This is a genomic window from Pseudoalteromonas sp. 2CM28B (assembly GCF_023161935.1).
In genome coordinates this window covers 18,036-36,934 of the sequence record NZ_JALNTH010000013.1, presented here as the reverse complement: position 1 = coordinate 36,934, position 18,899 = coordinate 18,036, and the positions used below count along the sequence as shown (strand labels likewise).

The window sequence follows — 18,899 nt, the reverse complement described above, 5'->3', positions numbered from 1 at the left end:
CTATCTATTTGAATTTAATGCGACTTATGCAATCATTTAAAGAAGGTAGTGATATAAATTATTAAGCTCAGGATGCTATGGAAAAGTACCAACAAAAATCAATTATAGCCGTTTTTACCGGAGGCTTAGTATCTGTGGCTGGCTGTTTTGTTTTATTGTACTTTGCAGCGCAGCAATTAACGACACAAATAAATACAGACGCTAAATACATTATTAACCACCTTGACTCTGCTGTTAAAGAGCGCCGGAAAATATTAACTTCCCTTAATAAGCATGATTTTAAACAATGTGGTGAAGCCACATTACTTGAAATGCGCCGTGCTTTGTTTGATTCACAATATGTAATTGATATAGGTTTTTTTATTGGTGACCAGTTAGTATGTACGACTGGGGCAGGCATACTAAGTAAGCCGATAAAAGACCTCGAGCCTGATTATGTTCGTACAGATGAAAGTATACGTGTGCGTTTTGAGCCACAGTTATATTTATTATTATTTACTGGACGTCCCATGGAGGTGGTAATAGTTCGTCAGGGGAATTTCAATTTGATCATGGAGTCAAAAGTACTTAACTCTGCCAGTATAAAGTCTAAAAGCTGGGAGGTTATATATCAAGAACTCGAGGAAATACATCATTTAGCTGGGACAAAAGGTATTTACAGTAAAGTTAATGAAGAAAGCTACTTACCTTATGAGACGACTTATGTATGTAGTAGTGAAAATACTAGTTACTGCACTGCGGTACATTTACCTTGGAGTAAGTTTTTCTCTAATAACCACTTATTGTTAATTATTTCTTTAATTTTGACTTGTTTAGCGGGTGTATCGAGTGCATTGCTGGTTGATGCTCGCATCGCAGCGCGTCGCTCTACTAATCAACGTATTAAAAAAGGGCTTAAAAAAGGCTCATTTTATTGGACTTACCAACCTATTATTTGTTTGCAAACAGGCAAGCTAATTGGCTGTGAGGTGTTAGCACGCTTTGAAGATAAGTATGGCGTAGTCTTCCCCGATGAGTTTATTCCAGTAATTAGAAAAAACCATTTAACGTGGGCTTTTACCGAGGCAATGATAGCCACTACGCTTAAAGAGCTTACGCCAATAGAGGCATTACCAAAGGGATTCAAAGTATCACTTAATATATTTCCGTGTGATGTAGAGCAAGGTAATGTGTCGCTGTTACCACAAATTACAGAACTTACCGATTCACGGTTTATTATTTGTTTAGAAATAACTGAAGACGAATACCTTGATACAAGTATGGCCCATGCTCATTTTAGAACCTTGGTTGAATCGGGATTTAACTTATCATTAGATGATTTTGGTACTGGTTATTCAAATTTAAGAAATTTACAAAATCTGAGTTTTCATCAACTTAAAATCGACCGTACCTTTGTTCAAGATATAGCAACTGAAGGCTTAAAAGCCTCTATGATCCCTAACATTATGGAGCTTGTACATAAATTTAATTACGCCTGTGTAGCAGAAGGAATTGAAACCACTGAGCAAGAAGCCATTTTAAAAACAGCTGGTGTGCACTACGGACAAGGCTGGAAATACGGTAAGCCCATGACTGCGTCAAAATTTAAAAATTATATAACTAGTCAGCATTTTTAGATCTCAGCTGCCATACTAAACGTATCGGTATGAAATTTATAAATATTAGGTTTATTATGATCAAATTAACATTAAGTGCTTTTGCTCTTTTACTACTTAGCGCATGTACAACACAATACCCAAACCAGCAATTAACAGGTAAGCAGTTTCCAAGCATTAGTGGCGAAAGCTTAGAGCAAAGTATGGTGACTGTACCTAGTGATTTTAAGGCAGATAAAACACTACTGCTCATTGGGTACAAGCAAGACAGCCAGTTTGATATAGACCGCTGGTTAATTGGTTTAGATATGGCGGGTGTTACCTTGCCAACTTATGAACTGCCGACCATTGCAGGCATGGCTCCGCGTATGTTTAGCACCTTTATTGACAGCGGTATGCGTAAAGGTATTCCAAAAGAGCTGTGGGGCGGAGTTATTACCATTTATGAAGATGGAGAGGCAGTACAAAAGTTTACGGGCAATCAAAACCCAAATAATTCTCGTGTAATTTTAATTAATAAAGCTGGTAAAATTTTGCATTTTTACGACCGTGGTTTTTCGGTTGGCGCGCTTAATAAACTTAAAGAAAAAATAAAATAAAGGGAGCCAAGCTCCCTTTATTATTACGTGTATTTAAAATTCGTAACTTACACTAAAGCGCGTAGTACGAGGCATAATATAGCGACCGTTTGGCGCGTCGGCATTACGTGGGTCACCCTCGGTAATACCTTGCTCATCAGTTAAGTTATCAATAGCTACTTGAAGCTTTATACCTTCCATTGGCTCTAAAATTAAGCCTAAGTCTACTTTTTCGTAGCCATCAAGAGTCACTGTGTTTTCGTTGTTACCAAAACGGTCATCAACTGCCGAAAGTGTACCGTATAACGTGGCGTACATACCTTGTAGCTCAAAGTCGTAGCTTGGCGTTACACGCACTTGCCATTTAGGCTGGCGCTGCGATGTATTGCCTTCATTTGTAGGGCTTTGCGTAATTTCGGTTTCTTGTAGTGTGGTATTTAAATTAACCGAAAAACCCGACTGATGATTAAAGTTATAATCAAGCTCAACACCATATGCTTCATTTGTTAAAATTTCAGCAGGTACGCCTGGGCGGCGTACAAATGTATCGCCCTTTACTTCATTCACAAATAAAGTGGCGTAAAAGTCGGTAGAGTCTGAAATAAGTTTGTAGCCAAATTCACCTTGAGTTACTTCTTTAATTAGCTTTTCGCCGCCTTCATAAGCGCTAAAATTATCTCTAAAGTCGTCAAAGTAAGGCATTTTATAGCCTCGGTTAACACGTGCGAATACGCCCATATCGTCGTTAATAGAGTAGTTAATACCGGTTGTCCACGAGGTTTTACTTTCATCGTAGTTAACAGCCTTTGTGATTATGCCGTCTAGGCCTTCATCAACACTGTATTCTACTTCATGGTTTTCGTGGCGAATGCCTGCATCTAAGGTAAAGTCGTCGGCAAATTTATATTGAGTGGTAATATAAAATGCGTTGGTGCGTGCATCACCTGTTGAGCTTATATCGTAGTTAAAATCGCAGCCGTCGGTGCTTTGATTACACTCAATACCAGTTAACGACTCGCCGCCTGCTTCTAATACGTGGTAAGCCGTATTACCTAAACTCCACCAATCGTTTGCCGATGTGCTTGCTGTGTAGTAACCAAACGTGGCTGATAAGTCATCAAATTGCTTTGAAAACGCTAAATCGTTAGTAAATGAGCTAATTTCTTTAAGTACAACCCAGCGTCCAAGCTGTTGTATAGGGGTGTCGCTTGCGTATTCTGTATTGGTTACTGCGCCAAACGCGGTTTGGCCGTTATCTGCAACGTCCCCAACTGTTGTTGCAGAGCCGCTAGGTACAAGGCCAAACGTATTCGCATCGCCTTTGGTTATGTTAAAGCGATCTGAAAATTGCCAACCATTATCAAACTCTAATTTAATGCTACCGCCCGACACATGCCCATCCCAGCCTCGGCCATCACCTAGGTCTATATCATGTGCTTGTGCATCAGGGCCTATGAATATTGTTGCTTGGCGGTTTAATGTGCCAAGTTGTGTGTACCCTGCATCTATCCCTTCTATATTTAATGGGGTAGGCAGATACCATGCACCGTGGTCATCTGTTTGGCGAGTGTAAAAGTTAAGCTCACCGTTATCTAAATCTTTAGTTATATTAATTGTAAATTGGCTGCCTTTTTCAGAGGTAAAGCCTGCATCACGAATACCGGGTGAGCTTTTAACATATCCACCCACCATAAAGTATAAATCGTCAGTGATTTCGCCGCTCATAACCGCATCTACACGCTGTAAGTCGTAATCTGATGTGGTGTATTTAAATAAGCCTTCGGTATCTTCGCTGCCTTTTTTTAAGCGAAAATTTGTTGTTAATCCAGGTTGCCCGTTTGATAAAACAGGATTTGGACCGCCACGTAAGGCTTCCATCGTCTCTATTGTTTCATCAATTCTAAACAACGATGAATTTTCTAAAAAAGATAATGTAGGGGCAGGGTAAACAGGCGAACCTTCAATACTTAACGTTAAAAACGGGGCGTCACCGCCGCCAGGAAAACCACGTACAAATACATTTGCGCCCGACTCACCACCCGAGCTTTCTACCCATACACCCGGCACGGCTTTAAAAAGGTCAGCGGTGCTTTTAGGCGACAGTTTAATAATTTGCTGGCTATCAATATTTGTTACAGCGTAGCCGGCATCAATTTTTCTGATACCAACTCCAGTGGGCGTGCCTGAAACAACAATGCGCTCAACCTTTGTTTCTTGTGCTTGCTCTTGGGCAAACGCAGTGTGTGAGCTTAGGGCTAAAGTTATGGCACACGCGAGTGTGCTTTTTGCTTTATTGAATTTCATGTGTGATCCCGTTTTTAGTGTGTTAAACAGTGTGTTTTTACAGCGCCATTAGTAAAAGTTAATGTAAACAGGCTGTATATGGTGAAACCTTAGAGATAAATGCAAACGTTTGCAATATTTATTTGTAAATTATTTATGAATTTAATTTGTTGGATTATTAAGCGTAATAGCAAATGAATTGATTTTTTGTAGCTGGAACGCGCCAGTAAAAATTAATAATGCTATATTGTCAGCTAGTTACAATTTATATTAGCGAACTCAAAGCGGCTCAAGGTTTTCATGAACAATAAAAAAATTAAATTAGCTGATTTAGCGAAATTAGCAGGCGTATCTACCTCTACCGTTTCGCGCGCATTAAATGACAACCCATTGATAAAGCAAGAAACACGCGACAAACTTCAGCAGCTCGCAAAAAAGCATAACTTTAGCTTAAACACGGCGGCCAGTCGCTTGCGTACTCAAAAAACAAATGTAGTTGCTGTTATTATTAACCTTGATGAGCAAACAGAACAGTCAATTAGTGATCCGTTTTTATTAAAAGTAGTCAGCGAAATTAACCTAGCACTAAATCAACAAGGGTTAGAGCTTTTATTATCTAATTCCATAATGGCGCAACACGATTGGGCCAATTATTTTATTAACGGACGCAGAGCCGACGGAATCATTGTTGTTGGACAAGGTAAAGACCAGCGCAATATAGAGGCTGCCGCTAAAGCTGGTATTCCATTAGTGGTGTGGGGAGACCCTAAAACACCTAGTAGCTACCCTATAGTAGGCAGTGATAATTACCTGGGCGGCATGCAAGCAACGGCGCATTTAATAGAGCATGGTGCTAAAAATATTGTGTTTTTAGGCGACCCAGAACACGGTGAAATTAGCGAAAGACACCGCGGCTACGCTGCTGCGCTTTCTACACATAAACTAGAGCAACACGTTGTTTCAATTGATATTACAAGTGGTTCTGCTTATCAAGCAGTAAACCATTTACTGCGTGAAAAAGGCCTGTATTTTGATGCTATTGTTGCCTGTAGTGATATGGTTGCACTTGGGGCAATGAAAGCCTTAAAAGAGCGTTATGTGAGTATTCCAAACGATGTTGCATTGGTTGGATTTGACGATATTGCAATGGCAGATATAAGCCACCCATCACTTTCTACAATTAAACAAAACACCCAGTTAGCTGCCTCTTTGATAGTTAAAAAGTTGATGCAACAATTTTTAGGCGAAAAAGTAGAATCTCAAGTTATTGATATAGAATTAATAACTCGTCAGTCTAGCAAGCGCTAATTTATAGCTATGTGTATTAATTGTTAAAGTTAAAATGCAAACGATTGCAATGAATTTTATTCTACACTACACTCAAGCTTCACTGACACACACACGCTAATACCCTAAGGTCATTAGCTTATAAAGTTACAATGCATTGCGTTGTAAGTAGGGCAAGCTATGAGTAAAACAAAAATCACACTGGCAATTGCTGCAAGCTATTTTATTTTTGCAATATTATTAAATAGCGTAGGTACCGTTATTTTGCAGGCAATAAATACGCTAGGCGTTAGTAAAACAGAAGCATCGGTACTAGAAGGATTTAAAGATTTATCGATTGCGATAATGTCTTTTGCTGTTGCATCGTTTATCCCTAGGCTGGGTTATAAACTCGCTATGCTTGGCGCATTAACTGTGGTGGCAGCGGCCTGTGTAAGCACCGCAATGATTAGCGACTTTTATATGTTTAAAGTGCTATTTGCGGCTATTGGCTGTGGTTTTGCTGTAGTAAAAGTCTCTGTTTATTCAATTATTGGCCAAGTAACAGACGATGCAAATAGCCATTCGTCGTTATTAAACACCATAGAAGGTATTTTTATGGTGGGTGTATTAAGCGGCTATTGGATTTTTACGGCGTTTATAAATCCAGGCGAGCCTAGTGCATGGCTAAATGTATATTATGCACTGGCGGCACTTACTTTAGTTGTGATTGTAAGTGTTGTAGCTGCACCTATTAAGCCTGCGCTTCAAAGCGATAAAAGCAGTTCAAGCTTAAGTGACTTTGTGGCCATGTTAAAGCTAACTTACCAACCACTTGTTGTTATTTTTATTATAAGTGCTTTTTTATATGTACTTATAGAGCAAGGCGTTGGAACGTGGTTGCCAACCTTTAATAACCAAGTATTACAGTTACCTGTAGCTATAAGCATTCAGTTAGCTAGTATATTTGCCGCCGCTCTCGCGCTGGGTCGATTAGTTGCAGGGCAGGTGCTTAAACACATTAATTGGTTTTTTGTTTTATGTGGCTGCCTTGTTGCGATGGCATCACTGATTATTATTACGTTGCCGCTTACTGAAAACTTACCAACTACTGCGGTTAAAAGCTTATTTGACGCTCCTTTAGCGGCATTTATTTTGCCTCTTATTGGCTTTTTTATGGCACCTATTTACCCAGTATTAAATTCTGTGATGTTAAATGCGCTACCTAAATATCAGCATGCGGCCATGACTGGCTTAATCGTTGTATTTTCTGCATTGGGTGGCACGACGGGTTCGATGATCACAGGCTATGTGTTTGAGCATTTTAGCGGACAACATGCATTTTACCTTTCTTTAATACCCATTAGTTTGATTTTTATTAGCGTGATTATTTTTAAAAAACGCACCCATGCCATTGCTCAACATACAGCTAATGCTTAATTTTTTAGGATTGTTATGAATTTTTTTGATAGCCAATTATTTAAAGATGTACAAACGCAGCATATTTTTAGTGACTGTAAAACATTTGCAGATGCTACCGCACGTACCAATTGGCAAAGTGCGTGTAAAAGTTACGCGCAAGTAGCACCACTTAGCAACATTGATCTTAAAGAGTTTGTAAACGCTCACTTTTTAACAACCCCGCTATTAAAAATGAGTACTGAGGTAGATACTTCAAGTGTAAAAAGTTATATCAACTCGCTGTGGGATGGTTTACGCCGCGAGGCAGACACGCCTAAAGCCGATTCATTATTAGCACTTAAGCACAGCTATATTGTACCGGGTGGGCGTTTTCAGGAAATATACTATTGGGATAGTTACTTTACAGCGCTTGGCTTAATTGACGCAAATAAAGCCGACATTGTTGAAGATATGCTGCAAAACTTTATTGATTTAATAAACGATTTTGGGTGCATTCCAAATGGTAACCGTCGCTACTATTTATCTCGCTCCCAGCCACCAATTTTAGCGCTCATGGTGCAATTATTATGGCAACATGTGCACAGCAAATCGAATAACTTAGCCTGGCTTAAAGGTTGTGTTACCGCGCTTGAAAAAGAGTATGCGTTTTGGATGCAAGGTGCAGATAATTTAAATACTGAGCAAACAGCCATTAAGCGTGTAGTAAAGCTCAATTGTGGTGGTGTTTTAAATCGTTACTGGGACGATGAAGCAGCTCCTAGGGCCGAGTCGCTTAGAGAAGATTTAGAGTTAGCCCATGATTTTGCAGATCATGAAAAGCCTGATTTTTATCGTAATATTCGTGCAGCATGCGAATCGGGGTGGGATTTTAGCTCTCGCTGGTTAGCCGAGCCGCTTTCGCTAAGTTCCATACAAACAACAGATATAGTGCCCATTGACTTAAATTGCTTAATGTACAACTTAGAAAATCAGCTTTGTGAGTTTTACACTTTATTAGGTAATAACACGCAAGCCGAGGTATTTAATACCTATGCCGCTAATAGAAAACAGCTTATAAATACGTACTTATGGAGCGATGAGCACCACTTTTTTGTTGATTACAATCACAGTAAAGCGAGTCAGTCTGATGTATTGAGCGCTGCAGCAAGTACAGCCCTGTTTGTAAATGTAGCTTGTAATAAACAAGCTAAGCAGGTTGCTAAACTTATTGAGCAAGACTTTTTAAAAGAAGGCGGTGTAGTGACCACTATTACAGATACGCCACAGCAATGGGATAGCCCTAATGGTTGGGCTCCGCTGCAATGGTTTAGCGTAAAAGGGCTTAATAACTACGGTTTTAGCGGCCTTAGTAAGCGTATAATGCAAAATTGGTTAACTATGGTCGAGCAAGACTTTGCTCAAAATAAGTGCTTACTAGAAAAGTATAATGTGTGTGAGCCACAGCTAAAAGCAGGTGGCGGTGAGTATACAGTACAGCAAGGTTTTGGTTGGACAAATGGCGTAACTTCGCGCTTTTATACGCTCTGTGAAGACTGAACGAGCTGCTACTCATACAGACTTTAGCGAAATATTATTTATAAGATTCTATCCGAGAATAAATTTTTCTAAATAGTATGAGTATATTTAGCGGCAACTTTTATACAAAAATCGCATTGTAAATTGTATATAATTTAGCTAACGTATCATAAACATTTCAAGGATGAGATTTATGTCACTGCAGCAGGCTATTTTTGTAAAAACCACATTTCAATCATCTTTTCACACTGAAAGCTACACAGCTATTTTAAAAACTATCCAGGCGCTTTTTGGCAATATCAAAATGGACGATACTTTGCCTAAAGCTGAGCAACGCGGTCATTATGATTTGTTTTTAATTGATGGTGCTAATAATAATTGGCACGATTTAATTCCAGCAGATCTAATATGCTTGGCTAAGCAATACAGCATTGTTGTTTTTAATGTAGATAAAGAAAGTGTCTGCGAAAAAAACTTATTACTAAATCATATAAATGGTGTGATTTATAAATCAGACGAACTTGAAGATATTTTTAAAGGATTAGTAAGGGTAAGTGCCGGAGAGCTTTGGTTTACTCGTAAGGTCATTTATCAAGCATTTAACGATATACTGGCTGTTGCAGCTTCATTTAATAACTTAAGCGATACTATAGAGCTTAAGCAAGATGATTACGCGCATTTAACGAAGCGAGAAAAGTCGGTTATTCACTTAATTGCGCAAGGTGCGAGTAATAACGCCATTGCTGATAAGCTAAATATTAGCGATCACACTGTAAAAACTCACTTGTACAGTGCGTTTAAAAAAACCAACTCTCGTAACCGTGTAGAATTAGCTAATTGGGCCCAGCGCTACATCTCTGTTTTACTACCGTTAGTTAAATAAATTAGCACTCTAAAGTGACCTCAAGCCCAGCATTGCTGGGCTTTTTTATTTTATGATAAATCTAATAAGCGCTTAGAGTTTAGTTTGAAGGGCTCACATCTAGGCTTTTTTATACGGATGGGTTTTAAGCCAGTGCTCGGCAATTTGCTCGCGCGTGGCAAACCATACCTGCTCATGCGAGCTGACATATTCTAAAAACCGCGCTAGGGCTTTAATGCGCCCAGGGCGGCCAATTAAGCGACAATGCAAACCTATCGACATCATTTTTGGGGCATTTTCACCTTGTGGGTCGCCTTCTTCATAAAGCGTATCAAAGGCATCTTTTAAATAGTTATAAAATTGATCCCCGGCATTAAAACCTTGCACTGCGGCAAAGCGCATGTCGTTTACATCAAGGGTGTAAGGCACTATTAACTGTGGTTTACCTTCTTTAATACTGTAAAAGGGTAAGTCGTCGCTGTAATCGTCAGCGTCATATAAAAACGAGCCATTCTCAACTACAAGGGCTGCAGTATTGGGACTTGTGCGCCCGGTGTACCAACCTTTGGGTTTTTTACCTGTAAGTGCTTTAATTATTTCAATGGCCTTTTGCATGTGCTCGCGCTCGGTTTGCTTATCTATATGTTGATAATTAATCCAGCGCAGGCCATGGCTTGCTATTTCGTGCCCTGCATCAACAAAAGCTTTAGCTACATCGGGGTGGCGCTCAAGGGCCATTGCTACGGCAAAAATGGTGACCGGTATATCGTATTTTTTAAAGAGCTTAAGTAAACGCCATACACCTGCTCGCGAGCCATATTCGTAAATAGACTCCATGCTTATATGGCGGTCTTCTACATGCGGGGCGCTGACTATTTCAGACAAAAATGTTTCGGCCGCTGCATCACCATGTAATACACAGTTTTCGCCGCCTTCTTCGTAATTTAATACCACTTGCACAGCAATACGGGCTTTATTGGGCCAATTTGCATGGGGCACCTGTGAGCCATAACCAACTAAATCGCGCGGGTAGTGTTTAAATTGCTCGCTCATGTTATTGCTCCTTTTTAAGCGCTGTGAGCCAAGAGCCTAGCGTTTCGCGCTCTGCATCAGTCATTTTGGTCATATTTGCCAATGGCATGTCTTTGGTTATAACTGCGCGGGTATGAATAAGCGTACTAGCTTTTTTTACATCATTAATAGAGTCGAGCTTAAAGCCAAGCGGCGCTGTTTGAAAAAGCTCAGAGGTAGGTGTTTCACTGTGGCACTGTGTACAATGCTTGCTGATTATATCCCACGCCTGAGTGTCGGTAATGCTTGCTTGTAAAGGCGCGTTTTCGCCTGCATTTGTTGGGCTGCTAGGCCACGGAGCTATCGCCAGCATTAGGGCAAAAAAGGCGGCAATACCGCTTACAAGCACTGAAGGTTTATTAATACCTTGGTGCTTTAAGTTAAAGTAATGGCGTATCCACATGCCAATACCAAATAACGCAATTAATATAAGCCAGCCAAAGCTGTGGCTGTAGGTGTAAGGAAAGTGGTTGCTCAGCATAATAAATACCACAGGTAACGTGGCGTAATTATTATGAATAGAGCACAGCTTTGCTTTTAAACCCGGTGCTGAATCAGGAATACGGCCAGCTTCTACTTCGCTTACCATGTAGCGCTGCCCTGGCATAATAATGTGGTACACATTGCCAACCATACATGTGCCAATAAGCGCACCTACATGAATATACACAGCGCGGTCGCTAAATAGCTGGTCAACCCCATAAGTCCAAAGGGCCAATATGCCAATAACCACAGCAATAAACGCTTTACCGTTTTCAACGAGCGGGGTTTTGCACAATAATCGATAAACACCATATCCTAAGCCAATAAAGCCAAGCGACGCGCCAATAGCGGCAAATTTACTTAGCTCACTTTTACTATTATCGATTAGGTAAACATCGGCGCCAACATAATAAAGTAGGCTAAATAATAAAATACCGGTGATCCACGTTGTGTAGGCTTCCCATTTAAACCAGTGCAGGGTATGGGGCATTTCTTCAGGGCCATTTTGATACTTAGCCACTTCGTAAAAGCCACCGCCGTGCACGGCCCATAAATCGCCTTTTATGCCTTTGTCTTGTTTCCATTGTGGCGGGGTTTGTAAGTTATTATCAAGCCACGCAAAATAAAACGACGCCCCAATCCACGCAATGCCTGCAATTACATGAAAATAACGCAGGACTAAATGAGCAAGCTCAAATAAATAGTTTTCCATTAGGTTAAGCCTCTTCTAATTGCGGTGTGTGGGTTGTTGAAAACTGCTCTTTTGCATCGCGCTTATACATGCTTTTACCCATGATGTAGGTTTGTTCTATGCAGCGGTCATCACCTAGCATCATCATGGCAAAAAGTTGTTCGTGCAGGGTTTTTGCATGGCCAATTCTGAATTTTAAAAATGAGGTAGCCGCGTAGTCCATTACTATAAAGTCGGCTTCACAGCCAATAGCAAAGTTACCTATGGTGCCTTCTAAATCAAGCGCTCGTGCACCGCCTAAAGTGGCGAGATACATGCCTTTAAACGCTGAAAAGCGCTGGCCTTGTAATTGCTGAATTTTGTACGCTTCGTTACCTGTTTGCAGCATAGAAAAACTTGTCCCTGCACCCACATCGGTGCCCATACCCACGTTTATTCCGTGCTCTTCACATCTCTTTAAATTTAAAAGGCCCGAGCCTAAAAATAAGTTAGATGTAGGGCAGTGCGATATAGCCGCATTGTTATCTGCAAGGCAGCAAAGCTCACGCTCAGATAAATGAATGCTATGGGCAAATACCGAGCGTTTACGCACCATTTTGGCTTGCTCGTAAACGCCAAGGTAATCTTCGGCTTCAGGAAATAACCCTTTTACCCATTCGCACTCGTCTTTGTTTTCAGATAAGTGTGTATGCAGGTAGGTGTCGGGGTATTCTTCTAATAATTGAGTGCATTTTTGTAGTTGTTCTGGGGTTGAAGTAGGTGCAAAACGCGGTGTTACTGCATAGCTTAATCTATCAACATTGTGCCATTTTTCAATAAGTGCTTTTGATTGATCGTAACTGGTTTGCGCGCAATCTGATAAATCGTCAGGGCAGTTTCTGTCCATCATTACCTTACCGGCAATCATGCGTAAATTACGTTTTTGTGATTCGTTAAAAAATGCATCTACAGATTGCGGGTGCACAGTGCCAAATACCAAGGCGGTGGTGGTGCCGTTTCTAAGTAGCTCGTCTAAAAAGCGGTTAGATATGTCTTTTGAATAATGCTCACAGGTAAACTTTTTTTCAGTTGGGAAGGCATATTCGGTAAGCCAGCTTAAAAGCTGCTCGCCATACGCGCCGACCATTTCGGTTTGCGGCAAATGTATGTGTGTGTCTATCATGCCGGGCATAACCAATTTGCCATCGTGGCGAATAATAGTGGCTGATTTATCTAAGCTTGGCAGTATGTCTTGCTCGTAACCAAGTTTAATTACTTTGCCGTTTTGAATAACTAACGCGCCTTTTTCAAAATAGCGATGGGCGTTGTCGCCGGCTATGGCTGGGTCGTCAACAAAATCGAGTATGTTGGCACAAATTACGGTTATTTTATTATTATTTTGCGTACTCATTGTTAGCTGCCTCTGTACGTTGAATAGCCAAATGGGCTAAGCAATAACGGAATGTGATGATGCTTTTGATCTTGTAATCTAAAGGTAATTTGCGCCTCTGGGTAAAACGCAGGTGTTTCTTGGTTTTCATAATAGCTGTCTAAGTCAAAAACCAGTTTATAAGTTGCAAATTCTACGTCTGTATTTAGCCAGTCGGTAATGCGTCCGTCGCTATTTGTTTTACCTTGGGCAATTAATTCCCACTCGTTATTAGTGTGTACAAACAATTGTACAGCTACATTTGCTGCAGGTTTGCCTGTGCTGGTATCGAGTATATGGGTAGTAATAGGGCTTTTGTTCATACTTTTATTCATATCAGGGACTCCAATCTTATTTTTGTTATTTTGGCTTGTTCGCCCGCGGCTATATTAAGCTCTGTGCTGCGGGTGTTGTGTATACGCTGCTCAATAAGCTCAAGCATTTGCTCAGCACTTTTGCCACTGGCACACACAATAAATATAAAGCCAAATTTACTGAGGTATTCTTTATTTAGCGCAATCATTTTTTTAAGAGTTTGCTCGTTTGCTTTGCTCATTCCTGATTGTTCGTGCCCCGCTTTTTGCGCTGTAGCGGCGTACTTTTTACTTAATGTTGATAGATCGCCAATTTGCGGGTGGCCTTCAAAAGCGGCCAAATAATCGCTCTCACCTAGGCTGTCCCATACGCTTTGAGCGCTCTGAAATAGATGCTCTTTATTTTCAAATGGCATGGTATTTAGCATACCGCTTACCCAGTTAGGGGCTGCGCAGCAGTGCTCTAATGCCTGATGCGCTTGCGCTGCATTTAGGTTATTAATTTTTAAGCTACTCATGCATCTACTTCCTCTTGCGTGGTGCTAATTAGGGCATTTTTAAGTGCACGCCATTGCACACCTTGGCGTTTTGGCGCATGGGTTTGCATAGCCTGATAAAGGCCAATTAACTGCCCACTAATTGATATTGCCACTTCCATAGGGAGCTTGCCCGTTACATTTTCAAGCCCAACAGGGCAGGTCATTTGCTTTATTTGCTCGGTAGTAAAATCGCGATGAGCTAAGCGCTGCTTAAAGCGTTTTGCTTTGGTATCTGAGCCAATTACACCAAGCCAATTGGCATCAGCGCGTTTAATAATGGCTTGTGTGAGTGCAAAATCGAGCTGGTGATTATGGGTTAATATTAAGTAATTGTTAGCTTTTGGGGCGCGTTTTACTTGCTCTGTTGGCTCTTCATCAACCACTTTTATAACATTATTTGGAATAACCAGCGGGAATACATCGGCGCGGCTATCTATCCAGCGTATACGCATAGGCAGCTGTGCCAATATACCAATAAGCGCTTGTGCTACATGGCCTGCGCCATAAATATCAAGCGTAAAGCGCTCACTTTGCATGCACTCAAGCATCACTGTGGCAGCTCCGCCACAGCACTGTCCTAAATTTGCGCCTAGGTTAAATTGCTCTATCACTTGCGCGGCCTTATCTTTAGCAAGTAGCTCGCGGGCTTTTTCTATTACTACGTATTCAAGGTGACCACCGCCAAGGGTGTCGTAGATATGCTCGCCACTTATTACCATTTTAGAGCCTGTGCCCCGTGGGGTTGAGCCATTGGTTCCAAGCACTGTCGCAATAACATAGTTAGTGCCGCTTTGTTCGTGCTCGTTTATAGCTTGCGCCCAGTTTTGAGTATGAAAACCCTGAAACGACTCATTTAAATTAGCCATGTTGATGCTCCTTAAACCAGCTAGCGGTTTGCTCAATTGCATTTAATACACGCTCAGGCGTAGCAGGCGTATCAAGTGGGGCGGTGTATTTGTAATCGGCCACACTGCTTATGGCATTACGAATAGCGCTCCATACACTAAAGGCCAGCATAAACGGCGGCTCGCCAACCGCTTTTGATCTAAATACGGTGGTTTCTGGATTGGCCGAGTTATATAAATTGACGTTAAATTCGGCAGGGGTATCGCCAATAGCCGGAATTTTATAGTTAGCGGGGCCAAAGCTTGCAAGCTGGCCTTTATCATTCCATTGTAAGTCTTCGGTGGTAAGCCAGCCCATACCTTGTACAAAGGCACCTTCAATTTGCCCTATATCAAGTGCTGGGTTAATTGAGCTGCCCACATCGTGCAGAATATCAACACGCGTTACGGTGTTTTCGCCTGTCAGCGTATCTACTTCTACTTCACTCAGTGCTACGCCGTGAGCGTAGTAAAAAAACGGGCGGCCTTCGCCTTTGGCTCTATCGTAATGAATTTTAGGCGTGGCGTAATAACCCGTTGATGAAAGCGATATACGATTCATATAAGCAAGGTTTGCAAGTTCGCTAAAGCTAATTTCGCCTTTACTAAAGGTAATGAGATTATCTTTAAATACAATACTTTGGCTGTCTACCTCAAAGTGCTCACTTATAAAGTTTATTAAACGCTCTTTTATGGTATTTACCGCGTTTAGCGCCGCCATGCCGTTTAGGTCAGTCCCGCTTGATGCAGCAGTTGGCGAGGTGTTGGGTACTTTGTCGGTACGAGTAGCGCTTATGCTTACTGCCTCAAAATCAACGCCAAAGCCATGGGCTACTATTTGCGCTATTTTTGTATTAAGCCCTTGGCCCATTTCGGTGCCGCCATGGTTTAAATGAATTGATCCATCACTATATACATGTACGAGTGCACCCGCTTGGTTTAAGTGCTGTACGGTAAACGATATACCGTATTTAACCGGCGTCATCGCAAGGCCTTTTTTGATAATAAGGGATGATGCATTAAAGGCTTTAATTGCCTTTTTTCGCGCCCAGTAATCACCCGACTCCTCAAGCTGGCTTATCATATCTTTTAAAATATGCTGCTCTACTGTTTGATGATACGGGGTGGTGTCGCGGCCTTTTTTGTATAAATTAAGTTTTCGGATCTCAAGCGGATCTTTACCTAATTTAGCGGCTATATCGTCCATTATCAGCTCGCCCATGATCATGCCTTGCGGTCCGCCAAATCCTCTAAATGCAGTGTGGCTTACGGTGTTTACTTTGCAGCGATTCCCTTTAATGGTGGCCGCTGGGTAGTAATAAGCGTTATCGGCATGAAACATTGCGCGGTCGACAATAGCATCAGATAAATCAGGTGAATAACCACAAAACCCATTTACGGTTACATCAGCGCCTTCAATTAGGCCATTTTCGTCAAACCCTACATGGTATTGATTATAAAATGGATGGCGTTTACCGGTAAGTTTAAAGTCGTCGCTGCGGGCTAGGCGCATTTTAACGGCGCAGCCAAGGTAGTAAACTGCAAGTGCTGCAAGGCAAGCCCACGGCGCGCCTTGGGTTTCTTTACCACCAAAGGCTCCGCCCATGCGGCGGGTTTCTACGTTTACAAAGCTAAATGGCTTTTTTAAAATTTTAGCAACTAAGTGCTGCACCTCTGTTGGGTGCTGGGTAGAACATTGAACATGGATCCCGCCATCGTTGTCGGGCTGAGCAAGTGCTATTTGCCCCTCAAGGTAAAAGTGTTCTTGCCCGCCTATGTGTATTTCACCTTTAAGTTGGTGGGCTGCATTATTTATGGCTTGCTCGCTATTACCGCGGTTAAGTGAATGTGGCGGCCTTACCCAGTGCTCTTTTTTAATCGCTTCTTTAATATCAAGTATGGGGGTGGTTTGCTCGCACTCTATAACCACTAAGCGAGCAGCGCGGCGCGCAATTTCGTAGCTTTTGGCAACCACTACCAGCACAGGTTGCCCGTGGTATTGAATTTCGTGATTGGTTAATAGCACATCCCCAGGAAATACTGGGCCAATATCAAGCTTACCGGGTACATCATCGGCCGATAAAATACGTTTAACGCCTGCCACTTCAAGCGCTTTACTTGTATCAATTGATTTAATAAAGCCGCTGGTAATAGGCGCAAGCACAGGGTAGGCGTGCAAGCAGCCATGGGGCTCTGGGTTATCGTCGGCGTAGTTTGCATTGCCACATACTTGCTTTATTGCGCTTTCGTGATACTTAGATTGACCAACACTTCCGCCTTGGGCTTTTAGTTTATCCATTTCAAAGTGACGCATGTGAAATCCTCGTAATGGCAATGTTGTTATTATTTTTACTGCTTGGCTGTGCACCGCAAAACTCAATACCAATACGCTGTAGTAAGTTTTTGCTTACCGTAGTGCGGTAATGCGCGCTGCTGCGTACATCGCTCATGGGAGCAAAGTCATCATTTATAGCACTAGCGGCATCTATAAAGGTGCTTACTTGCAAGGGCTGAGCATTAAGTTTTTGCTCTATGTTTACGGCGCGTTTGGGTATTGCAGCCATACCGCCCATGGCGCAGCGGGCATTGCTAATTACGCCTTGTGCTTGCTCTATAGCCAGCACTAAACACACAGTAGATATATCATCTTCAAAGCGTTTTGAAATTTTATGACACGCAAGCTTTAACGAGTCTGGGCGTTTAGGTACGGTAATTTTGCTAATGACTTCATCGCTTTTAATGACTGTTTTTTTGTAATCAACAAAGTAGTCGGCCACGTTTATTGTACGTGTGCCTGCTGCGCTTAATAAATCTAGAGTGGCATTAAGTGCGATTAATAAAGGGGCTGGATCGCCAATAGGAGAGGCGTTTCCTATGCTGCCACCTAAGGTGCCACTGTTACGTACTTGGTTAGAGCCAAGGCGTTCAAACAGCTCCTTAGACTCAGGGTAGTAAGTGTAAAACGCTTCAATAAATTGGCTGTAAGGGAGTGCTGCACCAATATGTAGCTCGCCGCTGTTATCGGTTAAAGTGCACAGCTCACTGGTTTGGCTAAGCGATATAATAATATCGGGCAATAACATGTTTTGGCTAAGCTCAATGGCAAAGTCGGTGCCACCAGCAACCAAGTGTGCCTGCGGGTAACGCGCTTTAAGCTCAACAAGTTGCGCTGCACTTTGCGGTAAATAAAACGTACGAGAGCCATTTTTTAAACAAGGAATGTCATCACCTATATTTAGTGATGCCTTAAATTGTGCCCCCATGGCAGAGTAAGGCTCATTTTTGCGCTCATAGCTGTAGGCTTTTTCTACCGCTAGTAAAATAGGGCTGTAACCCGTACAACGACATAAATTACCCCCTAGCGCATGAATAGCGGCTTTTTTACCTGGGTAACTCGGGTTATTAATATAAAGCGCCAACATGCTCATTATTATGCCAGGGGTACAAAAACCACATTGCGAACCATGGCACTCAACCAATGCGCGTTGTACCGGATGTAAATCGTTAAGTGTAGGGTAAAGCCCTGTTGTTACAGCCTCTACGGTTACTATGTGTTTTGCGTGTGCATTTCCTAATAAAAGCAGGCAGCTATTCATGGTTTTATAGTGCCAAACTGGCTCACCGTTTGAATTTAGTTTTTCTTCGCCAACTAAAATTGTGCATGCGCCACAATCGCCTGTTGCACACCCTTCTTTGGTGCCCATTTTCCCTTTTTTGGTGCGAAGCCAGTCCAAAATGGTGAGATTCGGCGCGCATTCTTCTACTTCTATTGGCGTGTCATTTAATAAAAACGTAATCACACAGACCCCCTTAACTTTTATAAAACCCTGATATGTAAAGGCTTGGCGTATATTTTTTCTTGTTGTTTTTAAGCAGGTAAGAAAAAAACTTTTTCATCTTGGTAAGTTAATTGCAGATACCATGCCATTGTTGACCGCTTGGTCAGCTAAGTTTCTAGGCTAGCTTATTTAACCAACAAGCACAAAGA

15 protein-coding genes are annotated in these 18,899 nt (G+C 41.7%); 6 read left to right on the top strand and 9 right to left on the bottom strand.

Annotated features, from left to right (window positions below; genetic code table 11):
* Positions 1-77: 77 nt before the first annotated feature.
* Entirely contained in the window at positions 78-1,616 is a 1,539-nt protein-coding gene (locus MTN96_RS17525) for an EAL domain-containing protein (RefSeq protein WP_248532365.1), read from the top strand.
* Between the two features lie 56 nt (positions 1,617-1,672).
* A complete protein-coding gene (locus MTN96_RS17520) occupies positions 1,673-2,194 on the top strand; it encodes a hypothetical protein (protein ID WP_248532364.1) in 522 nt (173 codons plus the stop codon).
* A 33-nt stretch (positions 2,195-2,227) separates the two neighbouring features.
* Here the strand turns inward: MTN96_RS17520 and MTN96_RS17515 are convergent, their stop codons facing one another.
* The gene (locus MTN96_RS17515) at positions 2,228-4,477 is read right to left on the bottom strand and encodes a TonB-dependent receptor (protein WP_248532363.1); all 2,250 of its coding nucleotides are present in this window, start codon (positions 4,475-4,477) and stop codon (positions 2,228-2,230) included.
* Positions 4,478-4,723: 246 nt separating this feature from the next.
* Here MTN96_RS17515 and MTN96_RS17510 point away from each other — a divergent pair, with 246 nt between their 5' ends.
* The 4 genes from MTN96_RS17510 to MTN96_RS17495 all read left to right on the top strand — a co-directional run bounded on the left by MTN96_RS17510 (position 4,724) and on the right by MTN96_RS17495 (position 9,542).
* Positions 4,724-5,764, top strand: a complete 1,041-nt coding sequence (locus MTN96_RS17510) for a LacI family DNA-binding transcriptional regulator (RefSeq protein ID WP_308200659.1) — start codon at positions 4,724-4,726, stop codon at positions 5,762-5,764.
* A gap of 159 nt (positions 5,765-5,923) precedes the next feature.
* Positions 5,924-7,162, top strand: coding sequence for a sugar MFS transporter (locus MTN96_RS17505; protein WP_248532362.1), 1,239 nt, complete (start codon positions 5,924-5,926; stop codon positions 7,160-7,162).
* A 15-nt stretch (positions 7,163-7,177) separates the two neighbouring features.
* A complete protein-coding gene (locus tag MTN96_RS17500; protein WP_248532361.1) occupies positions 7,178-8,680 on the top strand; it encodes a trehalase family glycosidase in 1,503 nt (500 codons plus the stop codon).
* A gap of 172 nt (positions 8,681-8,852) precedes the next feature.
* Positions 8,853-9,542: a response regulator transcription factor gene (locus MTN96_RS17495; protein ID WP_248532360.1), complete on the top strand. Its 690-nt coding sequence runs from the start codon at positions 8,853-8,855 to the stop codon at positions 9,540-9,542.
* 99 nt (positions 9,543-9,641) lie between these two features.
* Here the strand turns inward: MTN96_RS17495 and puuE are convergent, their stop codons facing one another.
* From puuE to xdhA, 8 genes are read right to left on the bottom strand one after another with little or no spacing between them, the layout of a single operon-like run.
* Positions 9,642-10,574 (bottom strand): allantoinase PuuE, encoded by a 933-nt coding sequence (gene puuE / locus MTN96_RS17490; RefSeq protein ID WP_248532359.1) that lies wholly within the window; start codon positions 10,572-10,574, stop codon positions 9,642-9,644.
* A 1-nt stretch (position 10,575) separates the two neighbouring features.
* Positions 10,576-11,787 (bottom strand): urate hydroxylase PuuD, encoded by a 1,212-nt coding sequence (locus tag MTN96_RS17485; RefSeq protein ID WP_248532358.1) that lies wholly within the window; start codon positions 11,785-11,787, stop codon positions 10,576-10,578.
* Between the two features lie 4 nt (positions 11,788-11,791).
* Positions 11,792-13,156 carry a guanine deaminase gene (gene guaD / locus MTN96_RS17480; protein WP_248532357.1) on the bottom strand — a complete coding sequence of 455 codons (1,365 nt, stop codon included), beginning with the start codon at positions 13,154-13,156 and terminating at the stop codon, positions 11,792-11,794.
* 2 nt (positions 13,157-13,158) lie between these two features.
* Entirely contained in the window at positions 13,159-13,509 is a 351-nt protein-coding gene (uraH, locus tag MTN96_RS17475; RefSeq protein WP_248532356.1) for a hydroxyisourate hydrolase, read from the bottom strand.
* On the bottom strand, positions 13,506-14,006 hold the full coding sequence (uraD, locus tag MTN96_RS17470) for a 2-oxo-4-hydroxy-4-carboxy-5-ureidoimidazoline decarboxylase (protein ID WP_248532355.1): 501 nt from the start codon (positions 14,004-14,006) through the stop codon (positions 13,506-13,508). The genes uraH and uraD overlap by 4 nt, the downstream gene beginning before the upstream one ends.
* A complete protein-coding gene (xdhC, locus tag MTN96_RS17465; RefSeq protein WP_248532354.1) occupies positions 14,003-14,893 on the bottom strand; it encodes a xanthine dehydrogenase accessory protein XdhC in 891 nt (296 codons plus the stop codon). The genes uraD and xdhC overlap by 4 nt, the downstream gene beginning before the upstream one ends.
* Positions 14,886-17,225: a xanthine dehydrogenase molybdopterin binding subunit gene (gene xdhB / locus MTN96_RS17460; protein ID WP_248532353.1), complete on the bottom strand. Its 2,340-nt coding sequence runs from the start codon at positions 17,223-17,225 to the stop codon at positions 14,886-14,888. The genes xdhC and xdhB overlap by 8 nt, the downstream gene beginning before the upstream one ends.
* A complete protein-coding gene (gene xdhA, locus MTN96_RS17455) occupies positions 17,212-18,711 on the bottom strand; it encodes a xanthine dehydrogenase small subunit (protein ID WP_248532352.1) in 1,500 nt (499 codons plus the stop codon). Before xdhA ends, xdhB begins: the two co-directional genes overlap by 14 nt.
* Positions 18,712-18,899: the final 188 nt, after the last annotated feature.

What these genes read in the sequence shown, in the direction of transcription:
- MTN96_RS17525 (WP_248532365.1), top strand. Translation starts at nt 78, where the DNA reads ATGGAAAAGTACCAACAAAAATCAATTATAGCCGTTTTTACCGGAGGC.
- MTN96_RS17520 (WP_248532364.1), top strand. Translation starts at nt 1,673, where the DNA reads ATGATCAAATTAACATTAAGTGCTTTTGCTCTTTTACTACTTAGCGCA.
- MTN96_RS17515 (WP_248532363.1), bottom strand. Translation starts at nt 4,477, where the DNA reads ATGAAATTCAATAAAGCAAAAAGCACACTCGCGTGTGCCATAACTTTA.
- MTN96_RS17505 (WP_248532362.1), top strand. Translation starts at nt 5,924, where the DNA reads ATGAGTAAAACAAAAATCACACTGGCAATTGCTGCAAGCTATTTTATT.
- MTN96_RS17500 (WP_248532361.1), top strand. Translation starts at nt 7,178, where the DNA reads ATGAATTTTTTTGATAGCCAATTATTTAAAGATGTACAAACGCAGCAT.
- MTN96_RS17495 (WP_248532360.1), top strand. Translation starts at nt 8,853, where the DNA reads ATGTCACTGCAGCAGGCTATTTTTGTAAAAACCACATTTCAATCATCT.
- puuE (WP_248532359.1), bottom strand. Translation starts at nt 10,574, where the DNA reads ATGAGCGAGCAATTTAAACACTACCCGCGCGATTTAGTTGGTTATGGC.
- MTN96_RS17485 (WP_248532358.1), bottom strand. Translation starts at nt 11,787, where the DNA reads ATGGAAAACTATTTATTTGAGCTTGCTCATTTAGTCCTGCGTTATTTT.
- guaD (WP_248532357.1), bottom strand. Translation starts at nt 13,156, where the DNA reads ATGAGTACGCAAAATAATAATAAAATAACCGTAATTTGTGCCAACATA.
- uraH (WP_248532356.1), bottom strand. Translation starts at nt 13,509, where the DNA reads ATGAATAAAAGTATGAACAAAAGCCCTATTACTACCCATATACTCGAT.
- uraD (WP_248532355.1), bottom strand. Translation starts at nt 14,006, where the DNA reads ATGAGTAGCTTAAAAATTAATAACCTAAATGCAGCGCAAGCGCATCAG.
- xdhC (WP_248532354.1), bottom strand. Translation starts at nt 14,893, where the DNA reads ATGGCTAATTTAAATGAGTCGTTTCAGGGTTTTCATACTCAAAACTGG.
- xdhB (WP_248532353.1), bottom strand. Translation starts at nt 17,225, where the DNA reads ATGCGTCACTTTGAAATGGATAAACTAAAAGCCCAAGGCGGAAGTGTT.